The sequence below is a fragment of the Dactylosporangium sp. CS-047395 genome (genome assembly GCF_050942185.1).
GTDB lineage: Bacteria > Actinomycetota > Actinomycetes > Mycobacteriales > Micromonosporaceae > Dactylosporangium.
The window spans coordinates 7,363,522-7,380,361 of record NZ_CP192015.1; the positions used below are offsets into that span (position 1 = coordinate 7,363,522).

Consider the following 16,840-nt stretch of genomic DNA (forward strand, 5'->3'; position numbering starts at 1 on the left):
GGAACTCTGCGCCGGCCCGCCGACACGGCCCCGACACGCGACCGACACGGCCCGACATGCGACCGACGAAGAACCGACGAGCGCGGCGACGGTACCGTGACCGCTCATGAGCGACACGCAGGTCAGTCGGGGCCGCCGGGTCGGCCGCCGGGTCGGGCGGCTGCTGGGCCGGGTGCTGACCGGCATCCAGCCACCCGAGCGGCTGCCGGCCCTGCTGCCGCGGCCGGAGGACGACGCGGCGATCATGGACTGCGCACTGTACGTGCGCGGCAGCCGCCAGCCGGGCCGCCCCGCGTTCGCCGACGCCTATGCGCTGGCCCGCCGCCGCCGCAACGGCTTCGTCTGGCTGGGCCTGTACGAGCCGAGCTGGTCGCAGTTCACCGCGGTCGCCGAGGCGGTCGGGGCGGACGAGGCCGTGGTCGACAAGACCCTGGACGTGGAGCGGCGCCCGGCCATCGAGCGGCGCGGCGACGTGACGGTGCTCACCCTGCGCACGGCCCGCTACGTCGAGCACGCCGAGCTGACGGCGACCAGCGAGGTGGTCGACACCGGGGCGGTCACCCTGCTCATCGGCGCGCACTTCGTGGTGTCGGTCCGCCACGGCGGGGCCGGCGCCCTGGCCGACGTCCGCGAGGGGCTGCAGCGCCGGCCGAGCCTGCTGGGCCTGGGCCCGTGGTCGGTCGGCTTCGCGGTGATCGAGCGGATGGTCGAGGTCTACCACGACGTGGCGACCCGGGTGGAGCAGGACGTGGAGAAGCTGGAGGAGACCGCGTTCCTGCGCCAGGGCGGCTGCGACGTGCAGCAGATCTACCAGCTCAAGCGGGAGCTGGTCGAGTTCAAGCGGGCCGTGCTGCCGCTGCAGGCGCCGATGCGGCTCATGACGGAGATCACCTCCGAGCTTCCGCCGGGGCTGCGCCAGCCCTTCGGCGACGTCCTGGCCAGGCTCAACCAGGTGGTGGACCGCGTCGGCACGTACAACGAGCTGCTCGACTCGATCCTGCAGGCGAGGCTGGCGCAGGTCGGCCTGGACCAGAACAATGACATGCGCAAGATTGCCGCCTGGGCCGGCCTGGCCGCGGTGCCGACGGCGATCGCCGGGGTCTACGGCATGAACTTCGAGCACATGCCGGGGCTGTCGTGGCGCTGGGGGTTCGGCGCGGTGGTGCTGGTGATGACCGCCGGAATGCTGGTGTTGTACCGCCTGTTCCGCAAGTCCAAATGGCTTTGACCGATGGCTGTCACGGATTGACTGAGGGGTCATGACGACCACGCCCGAGTACCTTCTGCCGGCCCGCGTCGAGAGCCCCGAGCCGCAGGAGCGCCCCGGCGGCTCGATCGGGCGCTGGCTGCTGCAGCACCGCGTCGCCCCGGTCGGCCCGGAGAGCGACGAGCACCACGCCAAGCCGCAGGCCTGGTGGAAGGTCATGACGCTGACCGGCGTGGACTACTTCTCCACGCTGTCCTACCTGCCCGCCATCGCCGCCCTGGCCGCCGGCGCGCTGTCCCCGCTCGCCACCCTGCTCATCGTCGGGCTGACACTGCTGGGGATGCTGCCGATGTACCGGCGGGTGGCCCGGGAGAGCCCGCACGGCCAGGGCTCCGTGGCGATGCTGGAGCACCTCCTGCCGTTCTGGCGGGGCAAGATCTTCGTGCTGGTCCTGCTCGGGTTCGTCGCCACCTCATGGATCATCACGATCACGCTGTCGGCCGCGGACGCCTCCGTGCACGTCAACGAGAACCCGATGTTCCCCGGCTTCCTGCACGGCCACGAGGTCGTCATGACCATCGTGCTGCTGCTGATCCTGGGCTTCGTGTTCCTGCTCGGCTTCAGCGAGGCGGTCGCCGTGGCGATCCCCCTCGTCGCGGTGTTCCTGCTGCTCAACGCCATCATCGTGGTCGTCGGGCTGGTCGAGGTGTTCACCACCGCCGGGGCGCTGTCGGACTGGACGCACGCGCTGACGACCGAGCACGGCGGCGGGTTCGGGCTGCTGCTGCCGGCCCTGGTCGCGTTCCCGTCGCTGGTGCTGGGCCTCTCCGGCTTCGAGACCGGGGTCAGCATGATGCCGCTGGTCGCCGCGGACGGCCGGACCGCCGAGGAGCGCCGCGCCTCGCGCCTGGCCAACACCAAGAAGCTGCTCACCGTCGCGGCCGCGATCATGTCGGTGTACCTCATCGCGACCAGCTTCATCACCACCGTGCTCATCCCGGAGCAGGAGTTCGAGGAGGGCGGGGCGGCGGCCGGCCGGGCGCTGGCCTACCTGGCCCACGAGAAGCTCGGCGAGGCGTTCGGCACCGTCTACGACATCAGCAGCGTGCTCATCCTGTGGTTCGCGGGCGCGTCGGCGATGGCCGGCCTGATCAACATCATCCCGCGCTACCTGCCCTCCTACGGCATGGCGCCGGAGTGGGGCCGCGCGGTGCGCCCGATCGTGCTGGTCTACACCGCGATCAGCATCATCATCACGATCGCCTTCGGGGCCGACGTCAACGCCCAGGCCGGCGCCTACGCCACGGGCATCCTGGCGATGATGGTCTCCGGGGCCGTGGCCGTGACGATCTCGGCGTTCCGGGCCGGCCAGCGGGTCGCGGGCAGCGCGTTCACGGTCCTGACCCTGATTCTCTTGTACGCGCTGGGCGCCAACGTGGTGGAGAAGCCCGACGGCATCCTCATCTCCGCCATCTTCATCGCCGGGATCATCGTCGTGTCACTGGTGTCGCGGGTCAGCCGCACCACCGAGCTGCGCACCGACGCGATCGAGTTCGACGACGCCGCCCGCCGGTTCGTCACCGAGTCGATCGTGCACGACGGGGAGCTCAACATCGTGGCGAACCGGCGGCAGGCCGGGGACAGCGCGGAGTACCAGGGGAAGGAATCGGAGCAGCGGGGCATCAACCCGGTGCCGGGCCGGGCCGACATCCTGTTCCTGGAGATCGAGGTTGTCGACCCGTCACAGTTCTCCGGAACCCTGCGGGTGCGTGGGGTCGAGATCGGCGAATACCGGGTGCTGCGCACCGAAAGCCCGGCCGCGCCCAACGCGATCGCCGCGGTGCTGCTCGCCCTGCGCGACGCGACCGGGGTCCGTCCGCACGCATACTTCGAGTGGGCGGAGGGCAGCCCGCTCACCCATCTCTTCCGGTACCTCTTCCTGGGCCGCGGCGACACGGCACCGGTCGTGCGGGAGATCATCCGCTCGTCCGAGCCGGATCCGGCCAAGCGCCCGGGCATCCACGTCGGGGGGTAGACCGCCATGCCGGACACGGGGGCGCGCTGGCAGTTGCTGACCTGGGACGAGGAGGAGTCCGCGCCGGCCGCGTGCCGGGCCGTCGACGGGCTCTTCGCGGGCGCGCCGCCGCCGCCGGAGATCGAGCGGTACACCCTGCTGGGCGTGGTCCCGGCCGGACCCCTGGCCGCCGTCACGCTCGGCACCTGGCTCGGCAACGTGCACGTCGAGGACGCCACCGAGAACCCGGCGACCGCGCCGCTGCTGGTCGACCTGACGGTGCTCGGGGTGCTGCCGTCGAACCTGGCGCCCGGCCTGCTCGACATCGACCTCGAGGGCCGGCTCCACCCGGCCGACCGCGCCATCGCCGACCGGCGCCCGGGCCCCGGCGGCTTCCGGCTCAGCGGCGGCCCCGGCGGCCTGGCCCGGCTCGGCCGCTGCATCGACGTCGGCGGGGTGTTCCGGGAACGCCCGGCGCCGCCCGCGCACGACGTGGTGCTGCGCGGCTGCCGGCCCGGACCGGTGCTGGCCCTCGCGGCGCGGGCGCAGGCCGAGGGGCGCTTCCGGGACACCGGATTCCAGGCCACCGTGTACTCCACGGGCCCGCTCGGCCCCGCCAGCACCCACACCGAGCTCGACGGCCGGGTGGCGCGCAGCGTCCTCGCGGCCGACGGCCTGGTCGACGTCACGCTGGTCGACGCGCTCACCGACCCGCTGCCGGCCGGGGCGGCGGCGATCTGGGCGCTGTGGCAGGCGGGCGGGCCGGGCGAGGCGAACCGGTGGGCCGGCTACGACCGGGAGCTGCGCGACGCCTGGTGCCAGGCCGCGCTCAGCCACCACCGGCAGAGCGGCCCGGACCGGCCGCCGGGCGCGACCGTGCACCTCGACGGCCGGCACGTCACCGACGCCGAGGGCTTCTACTGCGCGCTCGGCGAGGCGGTCAACGGCCCCGGCGGGTACTTCGGCGCCCACCTCGACGCGCTCGAGGACTGCCTGCGCGGCGGTTTCGGCCTGGCCGCGCCGTTCCGCCTGGTCTGGCACGCGGCCGGGGTCGCCCGGGAACACCTGGCCGGCGGCTACGACCGGCTGCGGTGGGCGCCGGGCATCACCCTCGACACGCTCGTCGATGTCCTGGAAAACCACGACGTGGACGTCGAGCTTCGCTGATAGGTTGGACCCGACTTCGGGGGAGGCAACCGTATGCGCATGTCCATTCCCGCACAGGTCCGCCTGGTGCACTGGTCGATCATCGCCTCGGCGCTGCTGCTGGCGATCGCGTCCGCCCTGTCCTGGGCCGCCCTGGAGAACCTCGCCTCGCTGCACCTGAAGCTGGTCTCCGAGAACCAGATCGAGCGCGCCCACGTCGACATCCTCAACAGCTTCTACAGCGCCGGCGGCTCCGCGCTCGTGCTGGCCGTCATCGCGGTCGCGCTGCGCAAACCGTCGAGCCAGGCCCGGGCCGCCGTGTGGGTGGTGGCGCCGATCATCGCCCTGACCACGCTGTGCTTCCTGGTCGGCGGGCCGGAGTACGCGGTCGCCCCGACCGGCGAGGAGCCGGCCGAGCTACAGGCCGAGTACGCGCAGGTCGTCCCCGACTGGTACACCTGGTCGCACGGGGTCACCGGCGTCCTCGCGGCCGCGCTGCTGATCTTCGGCGCCGTCTTCCTGACCCGCTCGGACCTGCGGGAGGCCTACGTGAACGCCGGCGGTACCGAGACCCGCGGCTACACCTCGTGGGTCGACCGCACCGGCGGCGCGGCGGCCGACGTCACCCGCGACGAGGCCCGCGGCACGTCCGGTGAACGCTCTCGCGATGACGGGGTTGAGCCGCGGGGTTAAGGTGTCGCCGTGACGGAGCCCACCTCTCCCTCCGGGCCGGCCTCGGGGCCCCGGCCGCCCGCGTGGAACCGGCCTGCGAATGTGCCCATCTCCGGTGAGCTTCTGCCTCCCGCCGGTCCCGCCGGTCCCGCCGGCGGCTTCGCCGGGCCGCCGCGGGGCGGGTATCAGGTGCCGCCGGCGCCGGTCACCAAGCGGATCCCGGACAACCTGCCGTTCGTGGCCAAGCCGAGCGTGCTCAAGCGCATCCTGGTGCTCGCCCCGATCGGGATCGTGACGCTGCTGATCTTCGCCTGCCCGCTCGGGCTGGCCCTGACCGCCGACAACGACCCCAACTCGACCAGCGGCGACATCGTGGCCCTGGTCGGGATCGTCGGGTGCCTGGCGGTGGTCATCGCGGCCGCGTTCGGGCTGCAGATCTTCCTGATCGCCTCCGGCGGCCCGGTGCTCGCGCTGGCCCCCACCGGGATGTGGATCAAGACCCGGCCGACCCGCGGGCAGGCGATCTGGCTGCCCTGGGAGGGCATCGAGCGGATCTCGCGGCGGCGCTGGGGCTTGGAGAAGATGCTCGTGGTCAAGCCGCGCGACCCGCGGCTGGAGGGCAGCCTGGGCGCGTTCACCCAGGTCGACTCGGCCATGCTGAAGCTGTTCTACGGCTCGGGCTTCACCGCGACGCTCAACTTCGCCGACCGCTCCGAGGACGAGATCCTGGCGGCGGTGCGGCAGTTCAGCAACGGCCGTACCCCCGTCAACATCTGACCCGTCCACGTGCGCGCCGTCCGCGCTCTCCGGCCGGCGCGCAGTATCATTCCTGGTCGCGCCCTGGTAGCGCGCTTCTCGGTAGCGCCGCGTTTCGGTCGGCCTCGATCCGGAAATCCGGGGCGTCAGGGGCCACATGTCGCCAGGGTGCCGAAAAAGTGTCAGACCCTAGGTCTACGCTCGCGGGCAGCACAGGGGACCAGGACCATTGGAGAGAGCCGAGTTGACCGCACAACCCGAGTCCTTGTACGGGGCAGACAACCTTACGCTCCTCGAAGGGCTCGACGCCGTCCGCAAGCGCCCGGGCATGTACATCGGTTCGACCGACAGCCGCGGCGTCGCCCACCTGTTCAACGAGATCGTGGACAACTCGACCGACGAGGGCATCGCCGGGCACGCCACCCGCATCGAGGTGACGCTGCACGCCGACGGCTCGGTGCAGGTCGACGACGACGGCCGCGGCATCCCGGTGGACGTGCACGCCAAGACCGGCATGTCCGGCGTCGAGCTGGTGCTGACCCGGCTGCACGCCGGCGGCAAGTTCGGCGGGTCGGGGTACAAGACCTCCGGCGGCCTGCACGGTGTCGGCGCCTCCGCGGTCAACGCGCTGTCGACCCGCTACGACGTGACCGTCCGCCGCGAGGGCAAGATCCACCACATGTCGTTCCAGCACGGCGTGCCGGGCGAGTTCGACGGGCCCAACCCCAACTCCAAGTTCCGCCGGGGCGGCGGGCTGGTCGTGCAGGGCCGGATGAAGCGCGGCTCGGGCACCGGCACCTCGACCCGCTACTGGCACGACCCGCGCTACTTCGAGACCGGCGCCACCCTCGACCCCGAGCAGGTCCGGGCGAAGCTGCGCAACACCGCGTTCCTCGTGCCGGGCGTCACCTACGTGCTGCGCGACGCCACGCAGGGCTCGATCGAGACCGAGACGTACCACTACCCCAACGGCCTGGCCGACATGGTGGAGTTCCTCGCCCCCAGCGGCGACAAGCCGGTCTGCGGCACGCTGCTCATCAACGGCGAGGGCACCTACAAGGAGAACGCCGCCGACGAGAACGGCGTCATGAAGGCCAACGTCGAGCGGCGGGCCGAGGTCGAGATCGCGCTGCGCTGGGGCACCGGCTACGACCGGGTCGTGGAGTCGTTCTCCAACACCATCCGCAACGTGCACGGCGGCACCCACCGGCGCGGCTTCGAGCGCGGCGCGACCCGGGCGCTGACCGAGGCGATCCGCAACACCCGCGGCCTGCTGCGGCCCAAGGAGGACCTGCCGACCCTCGACGACGTGCTCGAGGGCATGACGGCCGTCATCCACGTGCGGATCCCGGAGCCGCAGTTCACCTCGCAGACCAAGGACGAGCTGTCCACCGCGCCGGTCACCCGGGTCGTGCAGCAGGTCGTCGAGGCGCACATCAAGGCCTGGATCGAGGCCCGCAAGACCAAGGTCGAGGCCCGCACCGTCCTGCAGAAGATCGTCGACGCGGCCCGGGTCCGGCTCACCCAGAAGCAGCAGAAGGACGCGGCCCGGCGCAAGACGGCGCTGGAGGGCGCGTCGATGCCGGCCAAGCTCGTCGACTGCCGCTCCACCGGGGTGCAGCGCAGCGAGCTGTTCATCGTCGAGGGCGACAGCGCCCTGGGCACGGCCCGGATGGCCCGCTCCTCGGAGTACCAGGCCCTGCTGCCGATCCGCGGCAAGATCCTCAACGTGCAGAAGGCCAACATCCAGCAGGTGCTCGACAACGCCGAGTGCTCGGCGATCGTGCAGGTGCTGGGGGCCGGCTCGGGGCGCACGTTCGACCTGGAGTCGATGCGCTACGGCCGCATCCTCATCATGGCCGACGCCGACGTCGACGGCTCGCACATCCGCACCCTGCTCATCACGCTGTTCGCGAAGTACATGCGGCCCGCCATCGCCGACGGGCGGCTCTACGCGGCCGTCCCCCCGCTGCACAAGATCGTCACGAAGGGGCGGAACTCGGAGACGATCTACACGTACACGCAGCAGGAGATGGAGACCACCGTGGCCCGGCTGGAGAAGGCCGGCAAGCAGGTCGTCACCCCGATCCCCCGGTTCAAGGGCCTGGGCGAGATGGACGCCGACGAGCTGTGGGACACCACGATGAACCCGGCCACCCGCGCGGTGCGGCGCATCACCCTCGACGACGTCGACCGGGCCGAGGAGGTGCTCGAGCTGCTCATGGGCGAGCGGGTCGAGCCCCGCCGCAACTGGCTCATCGACGCGGCGCCCCGGGTCGACCAGCAGACGATCGACGCGTGAGCACCCTCATGCTTGCCGACTCGTCGCGCCCGCAGGCTTCCGGCACGTCGCGCCCGCAGGCTTCCGGCACATCGCGCCCCCAGGTTTTCGGCACGTCGCGCCCACGGGTTTCTTGCTCATCGCGCCCGGGGGTTTTTGGCTCATCGCGCCCGGAAGTTTTTGGCTCATCGCGCTCGCGGGCGCGGGTCCGGCATCAGACGAACGACGCGTAAAGACGGAAAGGCCGACAGCACACGATGGCAGCACGCAAGAGCAAGGCCGCGGTCAAGGCCGACCTGTCCGCGTTCGACCAGGCCGGCGCGCGGGTGCTGAACAACCCGCTCACCACCGAGGTGGAGGACTCCTACCTGGAGTACGCCTACTCGGTCATCCACTCCCGGGCCCTGCCGGACGCGCGGGACGGGCTCAAGCCGGTACACCGGCGGATCCTGTTCTCGATGAGCGAGCAGGGGCACCGCCCCGACCGGGGGCACGTGAAGTCCTCCCGCGTCGTCGGTGACGTCATGGGCAAGTACCACCCGCACGGCGACAGCGCGATCTACGACGCCATGGTGCGCATGGCCCAGGACTTTTCGCTCAACGTGCCGCTCATCGACGGCCACGGCAACTTCGGTTCCCCGGACGACGGGCCGGCGGCCTCGCGGTACACCGAGGCGCGCATGTCCCGCGAGGCGATGCTGCTCGTCGGCGAGCTCGACGAGGGCACGGTCGACTTCCGGCCCAACTACGACGGCTCCCTCGACGAGCCCTCGGTGCTGCCCGCCGCGTTCCCCAACCTGCTGGTCAACGGCTCGTCCGGGATCGCCGTGGGCATGGCGACCAACATGATCCCGCACAACCTGGCCGAGATCGTGGCCGCGACCCGCTGGCTGATCAACCACCCGAACGCGACCCTCGACAAGCTCATGGAGTTCGTCCCGGGGCCCGATCTGCCCACCGGCGGGCTGCTGCTCGGCCTCGACGAGGTCCGCAAGGCCTACGAGACCGGCCGCGGCGTGGTGCGCATGCGCGGCCGGGTCGAGATCGGGCTGCTCGAGGGCAGCCGCGGGCGGCAGGCGATCACGGTGACGGAGCTGCCGTACGGTATCGGCGCCGAAAAGGTCATCGAGAAGATCACCGACGAGGTCAACAAGACCAAGCGCCTGCAGGGCATCGCCGACGTCAAGGACCTCACCGACCGGGAGAACGGCACCCGCCTGGTCATCGAGTGCAAGGTCGGCGTCAACCCGCAGGCCCTGCTGGCCGACCTCTACCGGCTCACCCCGCTGGAGCAGTCCTTCGGCGTCAACAACCTCGTGCTCGTCGACGGCCAGCCGCAGACGCTCGGGCTCAAGGCGCTGCTGGAGGTGTTCCTGGCCCACCGCTACGAGGTGGTGACCCGGCGCACCGAGTTCCGCCGCAAGAAGCGCCAGGACCGGCTGCACCTCGTCGACGGCCTGCTCATCGCGCTGCTGGACATCGACCAGGTGATCGCCCTGATCCGGGAGAGCGAGAACGCGGCGGCGGCCAAGACCGGCCTGATGGAGCGGTTCGGGCTCACCGACATCCAGGCCACCTACATCCTCGACACCCCGCTGCGCCGGCTCACCCGCTACGACCGCATCGAGCTGGAGGCCGAGCAGCAGCGCCTCAACGAGGAGATCGCCGCGCTGAGCGAGATCCTCGACGACGAGAAGGTCCTGAAGAAGGTCGTCTCCGACGAGCTCGCCGCCGTCGTCAAGGACCACGGCGCGCCCCGCCGCACCACCCTCATCGACGGCGACCTCAAGGAGGTCCTCGCCGCCTCGGTGCCGGCCGGCCCGCTCGAGGTCACCGACGACCCGTGCCAGGTGCTGCTGTCGGCGACGGGCCTGGTCGCCCGGACCGCGGCCGAGTCGGAGGAGGCCCCGGAGGCCAAGACCAAGGCCGGCCGGGACAAGCACGACGCCGTACGCGCCGTCGTCCACACCACCGCCCGCGGCCAGATCCTGCTCGTCACCAGCCGCGGGCGCGCCTTCAAGGTCGACGTCCTGCCGCTGCCGACGCTGCCCGAGCAGTCCGGCACGGTCTCGCTGCGCGGCGGCATGTCGACCGCGGAGCTGGTGCCGCTGGAGAAGGGCGAGACCGTGGTGGGCCTGGCCCCGCTGGCCGACCGCGAGTCCGGCTCCCCCGGCCTGGCCCTGGGCACCCGCAACGGCCAGGTGAAGATCTGCGCGCCGGAGTGGCCGGTGCGCTCCGACGAGTTCGAGGTCATCGGCCTGCGCGACGGCGACGAGGTGATCGGGGCGACCTGGCTGACCGACGGCTCCGAGACCCTGGCCTTCGTCAGCTCGGACGCTTCGCTGCTGCGCTTCCCGGCCTCGCTGGTGCGGCCGCAGGGGCTCAAGGGCGGCGGGATGGCGGGCATCAGCCTCGCCGCGGACACGTCGGCCATCTTCTTCGGGGCCGTGGTCACGAAGGACCCGGAGCACGGCGAGCCGATGGTGGTCACGGCGACCATGGGCAATGCGAAGATGACGCCGTTCCGCCTGTACCCGGCCAAGGGGCGCGCCACCGGCGGGGTCCGCGCGCAGCGGTTCCTCAAGGGCGAGACGCACCTGGTGCTGGCCTGGATCGGGCCGCGGCCGGTCGCCTCGAACACCAAGGGCGACCCGCGCGACCTGCCGGCGGCCGACTCCCGGCGCGACGGCTCCGGGGCGCAGTTGCGGGCTCCTGAGCTGATCGGGCATCTGGTCGAGCGGGGCTGAATCTCTCGCCGGCGCGCCTCCGGTTTCTGAGGCGCGCCGGTGTGGGCCTTTGGGCGATAAGTCGGGCGCTGGCGCGCCACGACTTATCGGATTTTTCGCCCGACGGGGCTTAAGTCGGGTTTCAAGCCTTTCAAGCGGGCGATGATCAGGACATTTCAGGGCGCATTGGCACGCTTGTGCATGGCCGGCGCAGGGTGTCGCCGGTCACGATGGGTGGTCGCTCGCTCGGTGGACTTCTCACCTTTGTCGACCTACTTAGTGGACAAAATCAAGATTAGGCGCGAGACTTCGTCGCATGGATCCGTTGCTGGCGCTGGCCGGGCTTGGGGTTGGGGTCATCGTCGGGCTGACGGGCATGGGCGGCGGGGCGCTCATGACGCCGATCCTGGTGCTGTTCTTCGGGGTGCCGCCGCTCGCCGCCGTCTCCAGCGACCTCGCCGCCTCCGCGGTCATGAAGCCCTTCGGCGGCTGGGTGCACGCCCGGCGCGGCTCGGTGAACTGGGCGCTCGTGCGATGGCTGTGCCTCGGCAGTGTGCCAAGTGCCTTCCTCGGTGTACTGCTCATGCGCGCCATCGGCGACGGCGAGCGGGTGCAGGACGTGGTGCGGATCGCGCTCGGGGTGGCGCTGCTGCTGGCCGTGGCCGGGCTCGTCGTGAAGGCGATGCGCAAGGACCGGCACGGGGACGGGCCGGCGGCCGCGATCGCGGTGCGGCCGGTGCCGACGGTGCTGCTGGGAGCGGTCGGCGGGCTCGTGGTCGGGATGACCTCGGTCGGGTCCGGGTCGCTGATCATCGTCATCCTGCTGGCGTTGTACCCGGCGCTGCGGCCCCGCGACCTGGTCGGCACGGATCTGGTGCAGGCGATCCCGCTCGTGCTCGCCGCGGCGCTCGGGCACGCGTTCTTCGGGGACCTCAAGCTCGACCTGGCCGCGGCGGTGCTGATCGGGTCGGTGCCGGGGGTGCTGATCGGGGCGCGGTTGTCCTCGCGGGCGCCGGCCGGGGTGGTGCGGGCCGCCCTGATCATCGTGTTGCTGGCGAGTGCGTTGAAGCTGTTCGCGGTACCGACGGCGGCTGTTCTTCTGCTTGTCGGGCTGGCGACGGCCGGCGCGGTCGCGGTCGGCGTGACACGGCGAGGACGCTCACAAGATCCGGGCACCCACGACGAGACGACCGCGAAAGGGGCAGAATCAGCGAGTGGAGTGTCACCACGCTGACTCGCTAGGAGTTTCCTGATGCCTCGGCTCAACCACCTGCCCGAGTGGGCCGCGCTGGCCAAGCACCGCGCGGAGCTCGGAGAGGTCCACCTGCGCGACCTGTTCGCCGGCGATTCCGACCGGGGCACCCGGTACTCGCTGCAGGCCGGCGACCTCTACCTCGACTACGGCAAGCATCTGGTCACCGACGAGACGCTGCGCCTGCTGCACGAGCTCGCGGCCGCCCGCGGGGTGTTCGCCCTGCGCGACGCCATGTTCAGCGGTGAAAAGATCAACTTCACCGAGCATCGCGCGGTACTGCACACCGCACTACGAGCACCGCGCGACGCGGAGATCCTCGTCGACGGCGAGAACGTGGTGCCCAAGGTGCACGCGGTGCTCGACCGGATGGCGGCGTTCGCGGACCGCATCCGCTCGGGTGAGTGGAAGGGGTACACCGGCGAGCGCATCACGACCGTCGTCAACATCGGCATCGGCGGCTCGGATCTGGGCCCGGCGATGGCGTACGAGGCGCTGCGGGCGTACACCGACCGGTCGCTCGCCTTCAAGTTCGTCTCCAACGTCGACGGCGCCGACCTGCACGAGGCGGTCCGCGACGCCGACCCGGCCAAGACCCTGTTCATCGTGTCGTCCAAGACGTTCACGACGATCGAGACCATCACCAACGCGACCGCCGCGCGCAAGTGGCTGCTCGACGCGCTCGGCGACGACGCGGCGGTGGCCAAGCACTTCGTCGCCGTGTCGACCAACGCCACCGAGGTGGCCAAGTTCGGCATCGACACGACGAACATGTTCGAATTCTGGGACTGGGTAGGCGGCCGGTACTCCTACGACTCCGCCATCGGCCTCTCGCTCATGATCGCGCTCGGCCCCGACGGGTTCCGCGCGATGCTGGCCGGCTTCCACCAGATGGACGAGCACTTCCGCACCGCGCCGCCGGAGGCCAACGCGCCGCTGCTGCTGGGCCTGCTGGGCATCTGGTACCGCGACTTCCACGACGCGCAGACGCATGCCGTGCTGCCGTACAGCCACTACCTGTCGCGGTTCACGGCGTACCTGCAGCAGCTGGACATGGAGTCCAACGGCAAGTCCGTCGACCACGAGGGCCACCCGGTGGAGTGGGCGACCGGCCCGATCGTGTGGGGCACCCCGGGCACCAACGGCCAGCACGCGTACTACCAGCTCATCCACCAGGGCACGGCGCTCATCCCGGCCGACCTGATCGGGTTCGCCCAGCCGGTCGCCGAGCTGGGCCCCCTCGGCGGCCAGCACGACCTGCTCATGGCGAACCTGTTCGCGCAGGGCCAGGCGCTGGCGTTCGGCAAGACCTCGGAGCAGGTGGCGGCCGAGGGGGTGGCGGAGGCCGAGGTGCCGCACCGCACCTTCCACGGCAACCGCCCGACCACGACGATCCTGGCCGACGAGCTGACGCCGCAGGTTCTGGGGCAGCTGATCGCCCTGTACGAGCACAAGGTCTTCGTCCAGGGCGCGATCTGGGACATCGACTCGTTCGACCAGTGGGGCGTGGAACTCGGCAAGGTCCTCGCAAAGCGGATCGAACCGGCGCTGACCTCGGAGAACGCGGACCTGTCGGCGCTGGACTCCTCGACGGCCGGACTCGTGGGCCGATACCGGGCGCTGCGCGGGCGCTGACCGCTCGCCGTCGGTGGCGCGCGACCGGGGCTCCGGTCGCGCGCCACCCCGCCCGACACAAGCACCGCACGCACGGCAGGCACAGGCACCGCACCGCACGCACAGGCACCGCACCGCACCGCACGCACAGGCACCGCACCGCACGCACAGGCACCGCACCGCACGCACGCGCAGGCACCGCACCGCACGCACAGGCACCGCACCGCACGCACGCGCAGGCACCGCACACAAGCACCGCACGGCAAGGGGCCCGCCTAGTGCGAGACCCCCTTTCCGCGATCTTGCAGGCACGGGTGTGGCATTTAAGCGCAAACCCGACTTATCGCTTCGCGTCAACCGACTTATCGCCTGTCGGGGTATAAATGCGATATGTCCGATCACGAAGTGTCGGACATATCGGGCCGCGTTCGAGGCACGTCAGAGTGTGCTGGGAGCCACGCGCGGGCGAGGGGCGCGGGTGAGATCGCGACGTACGCTCGGTGACGTGATCGAGGACGCTGAGCTGCGCGCGATGAGCGCCGAGGAGCGCGCCGACCTCGCGCGCCGCCTGGCCGAGCTCCAGCCCCGCCTCGCGCGGCGGTCGCTGGCGGCCACCGAGCGGGCCAGGCGGCGGTTCGTCGTCATCCTCGGGGTCGCGAGCGTGCTCATGATTCCGTGGATCGTGCTGCTGGCCATAAGGCTCCCGCCCCGGTACCTCGCCAGCCACTGGCCGCTGACCTGGGTCGGGTTCGACGTGGCGCTCATGTTCGCGCTCGCGTTCACGGCCTGGGCGGCGCTGCGCCGGCGGCAGGTCGTGGTGCTCGCCGCGCTGGTGAGCGGCACGCTGCTGGCCTGTGACGCCTGGTTCGACATCATGACGGCGTCGGGGCCCGACCGGTGGGTCAGCCTCGCCACCGCGTTCGTGGTCGAGCTGCCGCTGGCCGGGTGGCTGTTCTTCGTGTCGCATCACCTGGTGCGGCTCAGCATGCGCCGGCTCATGGTGCTGTCCGGGCAGTCGCCCGACATCTCCCTGGCCAGGCTGCCCGCGCTCGGAGTGCCGTCCCGGGAGCGGCAGGCAGCCTAAGGCCGGCGGTCGACCGAGACGGCCGCGGCAGCCGTGCCGACCTGCAGGTCGTACTTGTCGGCGGCGGAGCCGTAGTCCGTACCGGTGGCCAGGACCGTGCCGCCGGCCACGTTCTTCGACACCTTGTCGTCCAGGCGGACCTCGCCGATGGTGCCCTTGTCGGCCAGGGTCACCTGGGCCGGGACGCCGCCGGGGGCGTGCACCGAGAGCTTGCCGACGCCGCCGACCCGGATCGGCATGGTGCCCTCCGGCTTCGGGACGGTCACGTCGAGCTCCTGGACGCCGGCCTTGACCTCGATGCCGGCCAGGCGGCCGCCGCCGAAGTCGACGACCTGGCGCAGGCCGCCGCCGGCGAGGTTCAGGGTCCACTTGACCTTGTCGTTGAGGTACACGTGGATCGTGGCCTGGCCGGCGATCTCGGTGCCGTTGAGGCTCAGGTTCACCGTGTCGCCGTTCTCGGCCGCGACCGGTTCGACCTTGCTGCCGGGCAGGGTCGAGGCCCGGTACAGCAGGCCGTCGAGCGGCTCGGCGTGGATGATCACGGATTCGGCGCCGCTGACCACCTCGAGGCTGGCCTGCTGGCGGTTGCCCAGGGCGCCCTCGACGCTGTGCACGGTCTCCTTCGGCGGCGGGGCGGAGTCGCCGCGCTGGGTGACGAGCACGATCGCGCCGAGCACGACGGCGATCGCCGCGAAGCCGATGACGTAGCGGAGCCAGGGGGCCAGGGCCAGGGGTCGGGTCACGGATGCCTCGGAGGTTCGGGGCGGCGCCCGCAGGGGGATGCGGACGCCGCGAATCGAAAGAACACGCGATCAGGGACTGGAGCAGGTGAGCGCCGGCGCGCTCGACGGGGCGGTGCCGGTCGCGTTGAAGCCGAACGACGTCGTGGCGCCCGGTCCGAGGACCTTGTTCCAGTCGACGTTGGCCACGGCCACGTTGGGCGGTTGCCCGGTCAGGGTGCCGTTCCAGGGGGATCCCTCGAAGCCCTGCCCGCCGGTGTACGTCCACCGGACCGTCCACCCGTTGAGCGTGGACGCCCCGTTGTTCTTCACGGTCACGTTCACCTGGAAGTGCCCGGCCCACGAGCTGGGCTGCAGGGCCCACGTCGCGGTACACCCGGAGCCACCCGGGTTGGGCGAGGACGACACGGAACGCGAAGGCGACGCCGACGCCGACGCGGACGCGGACCGGGACGGTGAACGCGACGCCGAAGGAGACGCCGACGCCGATGCCGACCGGGACGGGGACGGGGACGCGGAGCCGCTGGGCCCGCCGCCACTGCCCTTGACCCCGGTGACCTCGCCGTTGCCGCCGTCGAAGACCACGTCGGAGCAGCTGAAGAAGTTCTCCTGGCTGTCCGAGCGGACCCACTGGATGTACAAAATGTGCCGTCCGGTCTTGCCCGTCGGCAGCGTGGTGTTCCAGTAGTAGTAGTTGAGCGCGCCGGGGCCGCCGGACTGCGGCGGGTCGGTGGTGCTCCAGAACGACTGCAGGTCCGACCACTTCAGCGGGCTGGTCGGGTCGAAGCCGTCCTTGGTGATGTACATGTGGAACGTGCCGGGGTGCGCGGCCCAGTTGCTGTACCGCAGCTGGATCGTCGACCCGGCGGTGAGGTGGGTGGTCGGCCAGTCGGTGCGGGCGGCGTTGTAGGCGGCGTACTTGGTGGTCCCGCCGCCGCAGATCTCGCCGTCGTTGATGAAGCCGGTGGTGCGCCCGCCGGCGTCGGAGCGCAGGACGCCGAACCAGTCGTAGAGCGGCTGCTGGCCGCCCTGGGCCACGGCGGCGGCGCACGCCGGGTTGGTCGGGGAGATCTGGCCGGTGGACTGCAGTCCGTCGACGTAACACAGGTAGGTGCGGCTGCCTGGGGCCATCGCGACACCGTGCGCTTGCGCGGTGCCGGGGGCGACCAGGACGGCCGCGACGAGCGAGGCGGCGGCGACCACGGCCGGCCACAGCGCGCCTCTGGCGATCCTTGCCAAGGGGTACCTCCTCGGGTTCGGGGCGCGGCAGAATTGCTCGGCTCCCACGAGGTAGGCGCAGTGTGGCCGGGGTCACCACGGGGTGGCAAACCCCACACGGTGACGACCG

General features: G+C 71.3%; 12 protein-coding genes. 10 read left to right on the top strand and 2 right to left on the bottom strand.

The window, feature by feature from the left end; all coding sequences use genetic code 11:
• Positions 1-106: 106 nt before the first annotated feature.
• The 10 genes from ACQP00_RS34685 (at position 107) to ACQP00_RS34730 (ending at position 14,752) form a co-directional block, all read left to right on the top strand.
• The gene (locus tag ACQP00_RS34685; RefSeq protein WP_433203741.1) at positions 107-1,228 is read left to right on the top strand and encodes a magnesium and cobalt transport protein CorA; all 1,122 of its coding nucleotides are present in this window, start codon (positions 107-109) and stop codon (positions 1,226-1,228) included.
• A gap of 31 nt (positions 1,229-1,259) precedes the next feature.
• The gene (locus tag ACQP00_RS34690; RefSeq protein WP_433203744.1) at positions 1,260-3,242 is read left to right on the top strand and encodes an amino acid transporter; all 1,983 of its coding nucleotides are present in this window, start codon (positions 1,260-1,262) and stop codon (positions 3,240-3,242) included.
• A 6-nt stretch (positions 3,243-3,248) separates the two neighbouring features.
• Complete coding sequence (locus tag ACQP00_RS34695) at positions 3,249-4,388, top strand: barstar family protein (RefSeq protein ID WP_433203747.1); 1,140 nt, start codon at positions 3,249-3,251, stop codon at positions 4,386-4,388.
• A gap of 39 nt (positions 4,389-4,427) precedes the next feature.
• A complete protein-coding gene (locus tag ACQP00_RS34700) occupies positions 4,428-5,060 on the top strand; it encodes a hypothetical protein (RefSeq protein ID WP_433203750.1) in 633 nt (210 codons plus the stop codon).
• An 81-nt stretch (positions 5,061-5,141) separates the two neighbouring features.
• Complete coding sequence (locus ACQP00_RS34705) at positions 5,142-5,816, top strand: hypothetical protein (RefSeq protein WP_433203753.1); 675 nt, start codon at positions 5,142-5,144, stop codon at positions 5,814-5,816.
• A 223-nt stretch (positions 5,817-6,039) separates the two neighbouring features.
• Complete coding sequence (locus ACQP00_RS34710) at positions 6,040-8,097, top strand: DNA gyrase/topoisomerase IV subunit B (protein ID WP_433203755.1); 2,058 nt, start codon at positions 6,040-6,042, stop codon at positions 8,095-8,097.
• Between the two features lie 236 nt (positions 8,098-8,333).
• Positions 8,334-10,823 carry a DNA gyrase/topoisomerase IV subunit A gene (locus ACQP00_RS34715; RefSeq protein ID WP_433203758.1) on the top strand — a complete coding sequence of 830 codons (2,490 nt, stop codon included), beginning with the start codon at positions 8,334-8,336 and terminating at the stop codon, positions 10,821-10,823.
• A gap of 295 nt (positions 10,824-11,118) precedes the next feature.
• On the top strand, positions 11,119-12,036 hold the full coding sequence (locus ACQP00_RS34720; RefSeq protein ID WP_433203761.1) for a sulfite exporter TauE/SafE family protein: 918 nt from the start codon (positions 11,119-11,121) through the stop codon (positions 12,034-12,036).
• A gap of 18 nt (positions 12,037-12,054) precedes the next feature.
• Positions 12,055-13,689: a glucose-6-phosphate isomerase gene (pgi, locus tag ACQP00_RS34725; RefSeq protein WP_433203764.1), complete on the top strand. Its 1,635-nt coding sequence runs from the start codon at positions 12,055-12,057 to the stop codon at positions 13,687-13,689.
• 484 nt (positions 13,690-14,173) lie between these two features.
• Entirely contained in the window at positions 14,174-14,752 is a 579-nt protein-coding gene (locus ACQP00_RS34730; protein WP_433203767.1) for a hypothetical protein, read from the top strand.
• On the opposite strand, the gene ACQP00_RS34735 is transcribed toward ACQP00_RS34730, so the two are convergent.
• Both ACQP00_RS34735 and ACQP00_RS34740 read right to left on the bottom strand, forming a co-directional pair.
• Complete coding sequence (locus ACQP00_RS34735; RefSeq protein WP_433203770.1) at positions 14,749-15,495, bottom strand: hypothetical protein; 747 nt, start codon at positions 15,493-15,495, stop codon at positions 14,749-14,751. The genes ACQP00_RS34730 and ACQP00_RS34735 overlap by 4 nt on opposite strands.
• 69 nt (positions 15,496-15,564) lie before the next feature.
• Positions 15,565-16,731 (bottom strand): lytic polysaccharide monooxygenase, encoded by a 1,167-nt coding sequence (locus ACQP00_RS34740; protein ID WP_433203773.1) that lies wholly within the window; start codon positions 16,729-16,731, stop codon positions 15,565-15,567.
• Between the last annotated feature and the right edge of the window lie 109 nt (positions 16,732-16,840).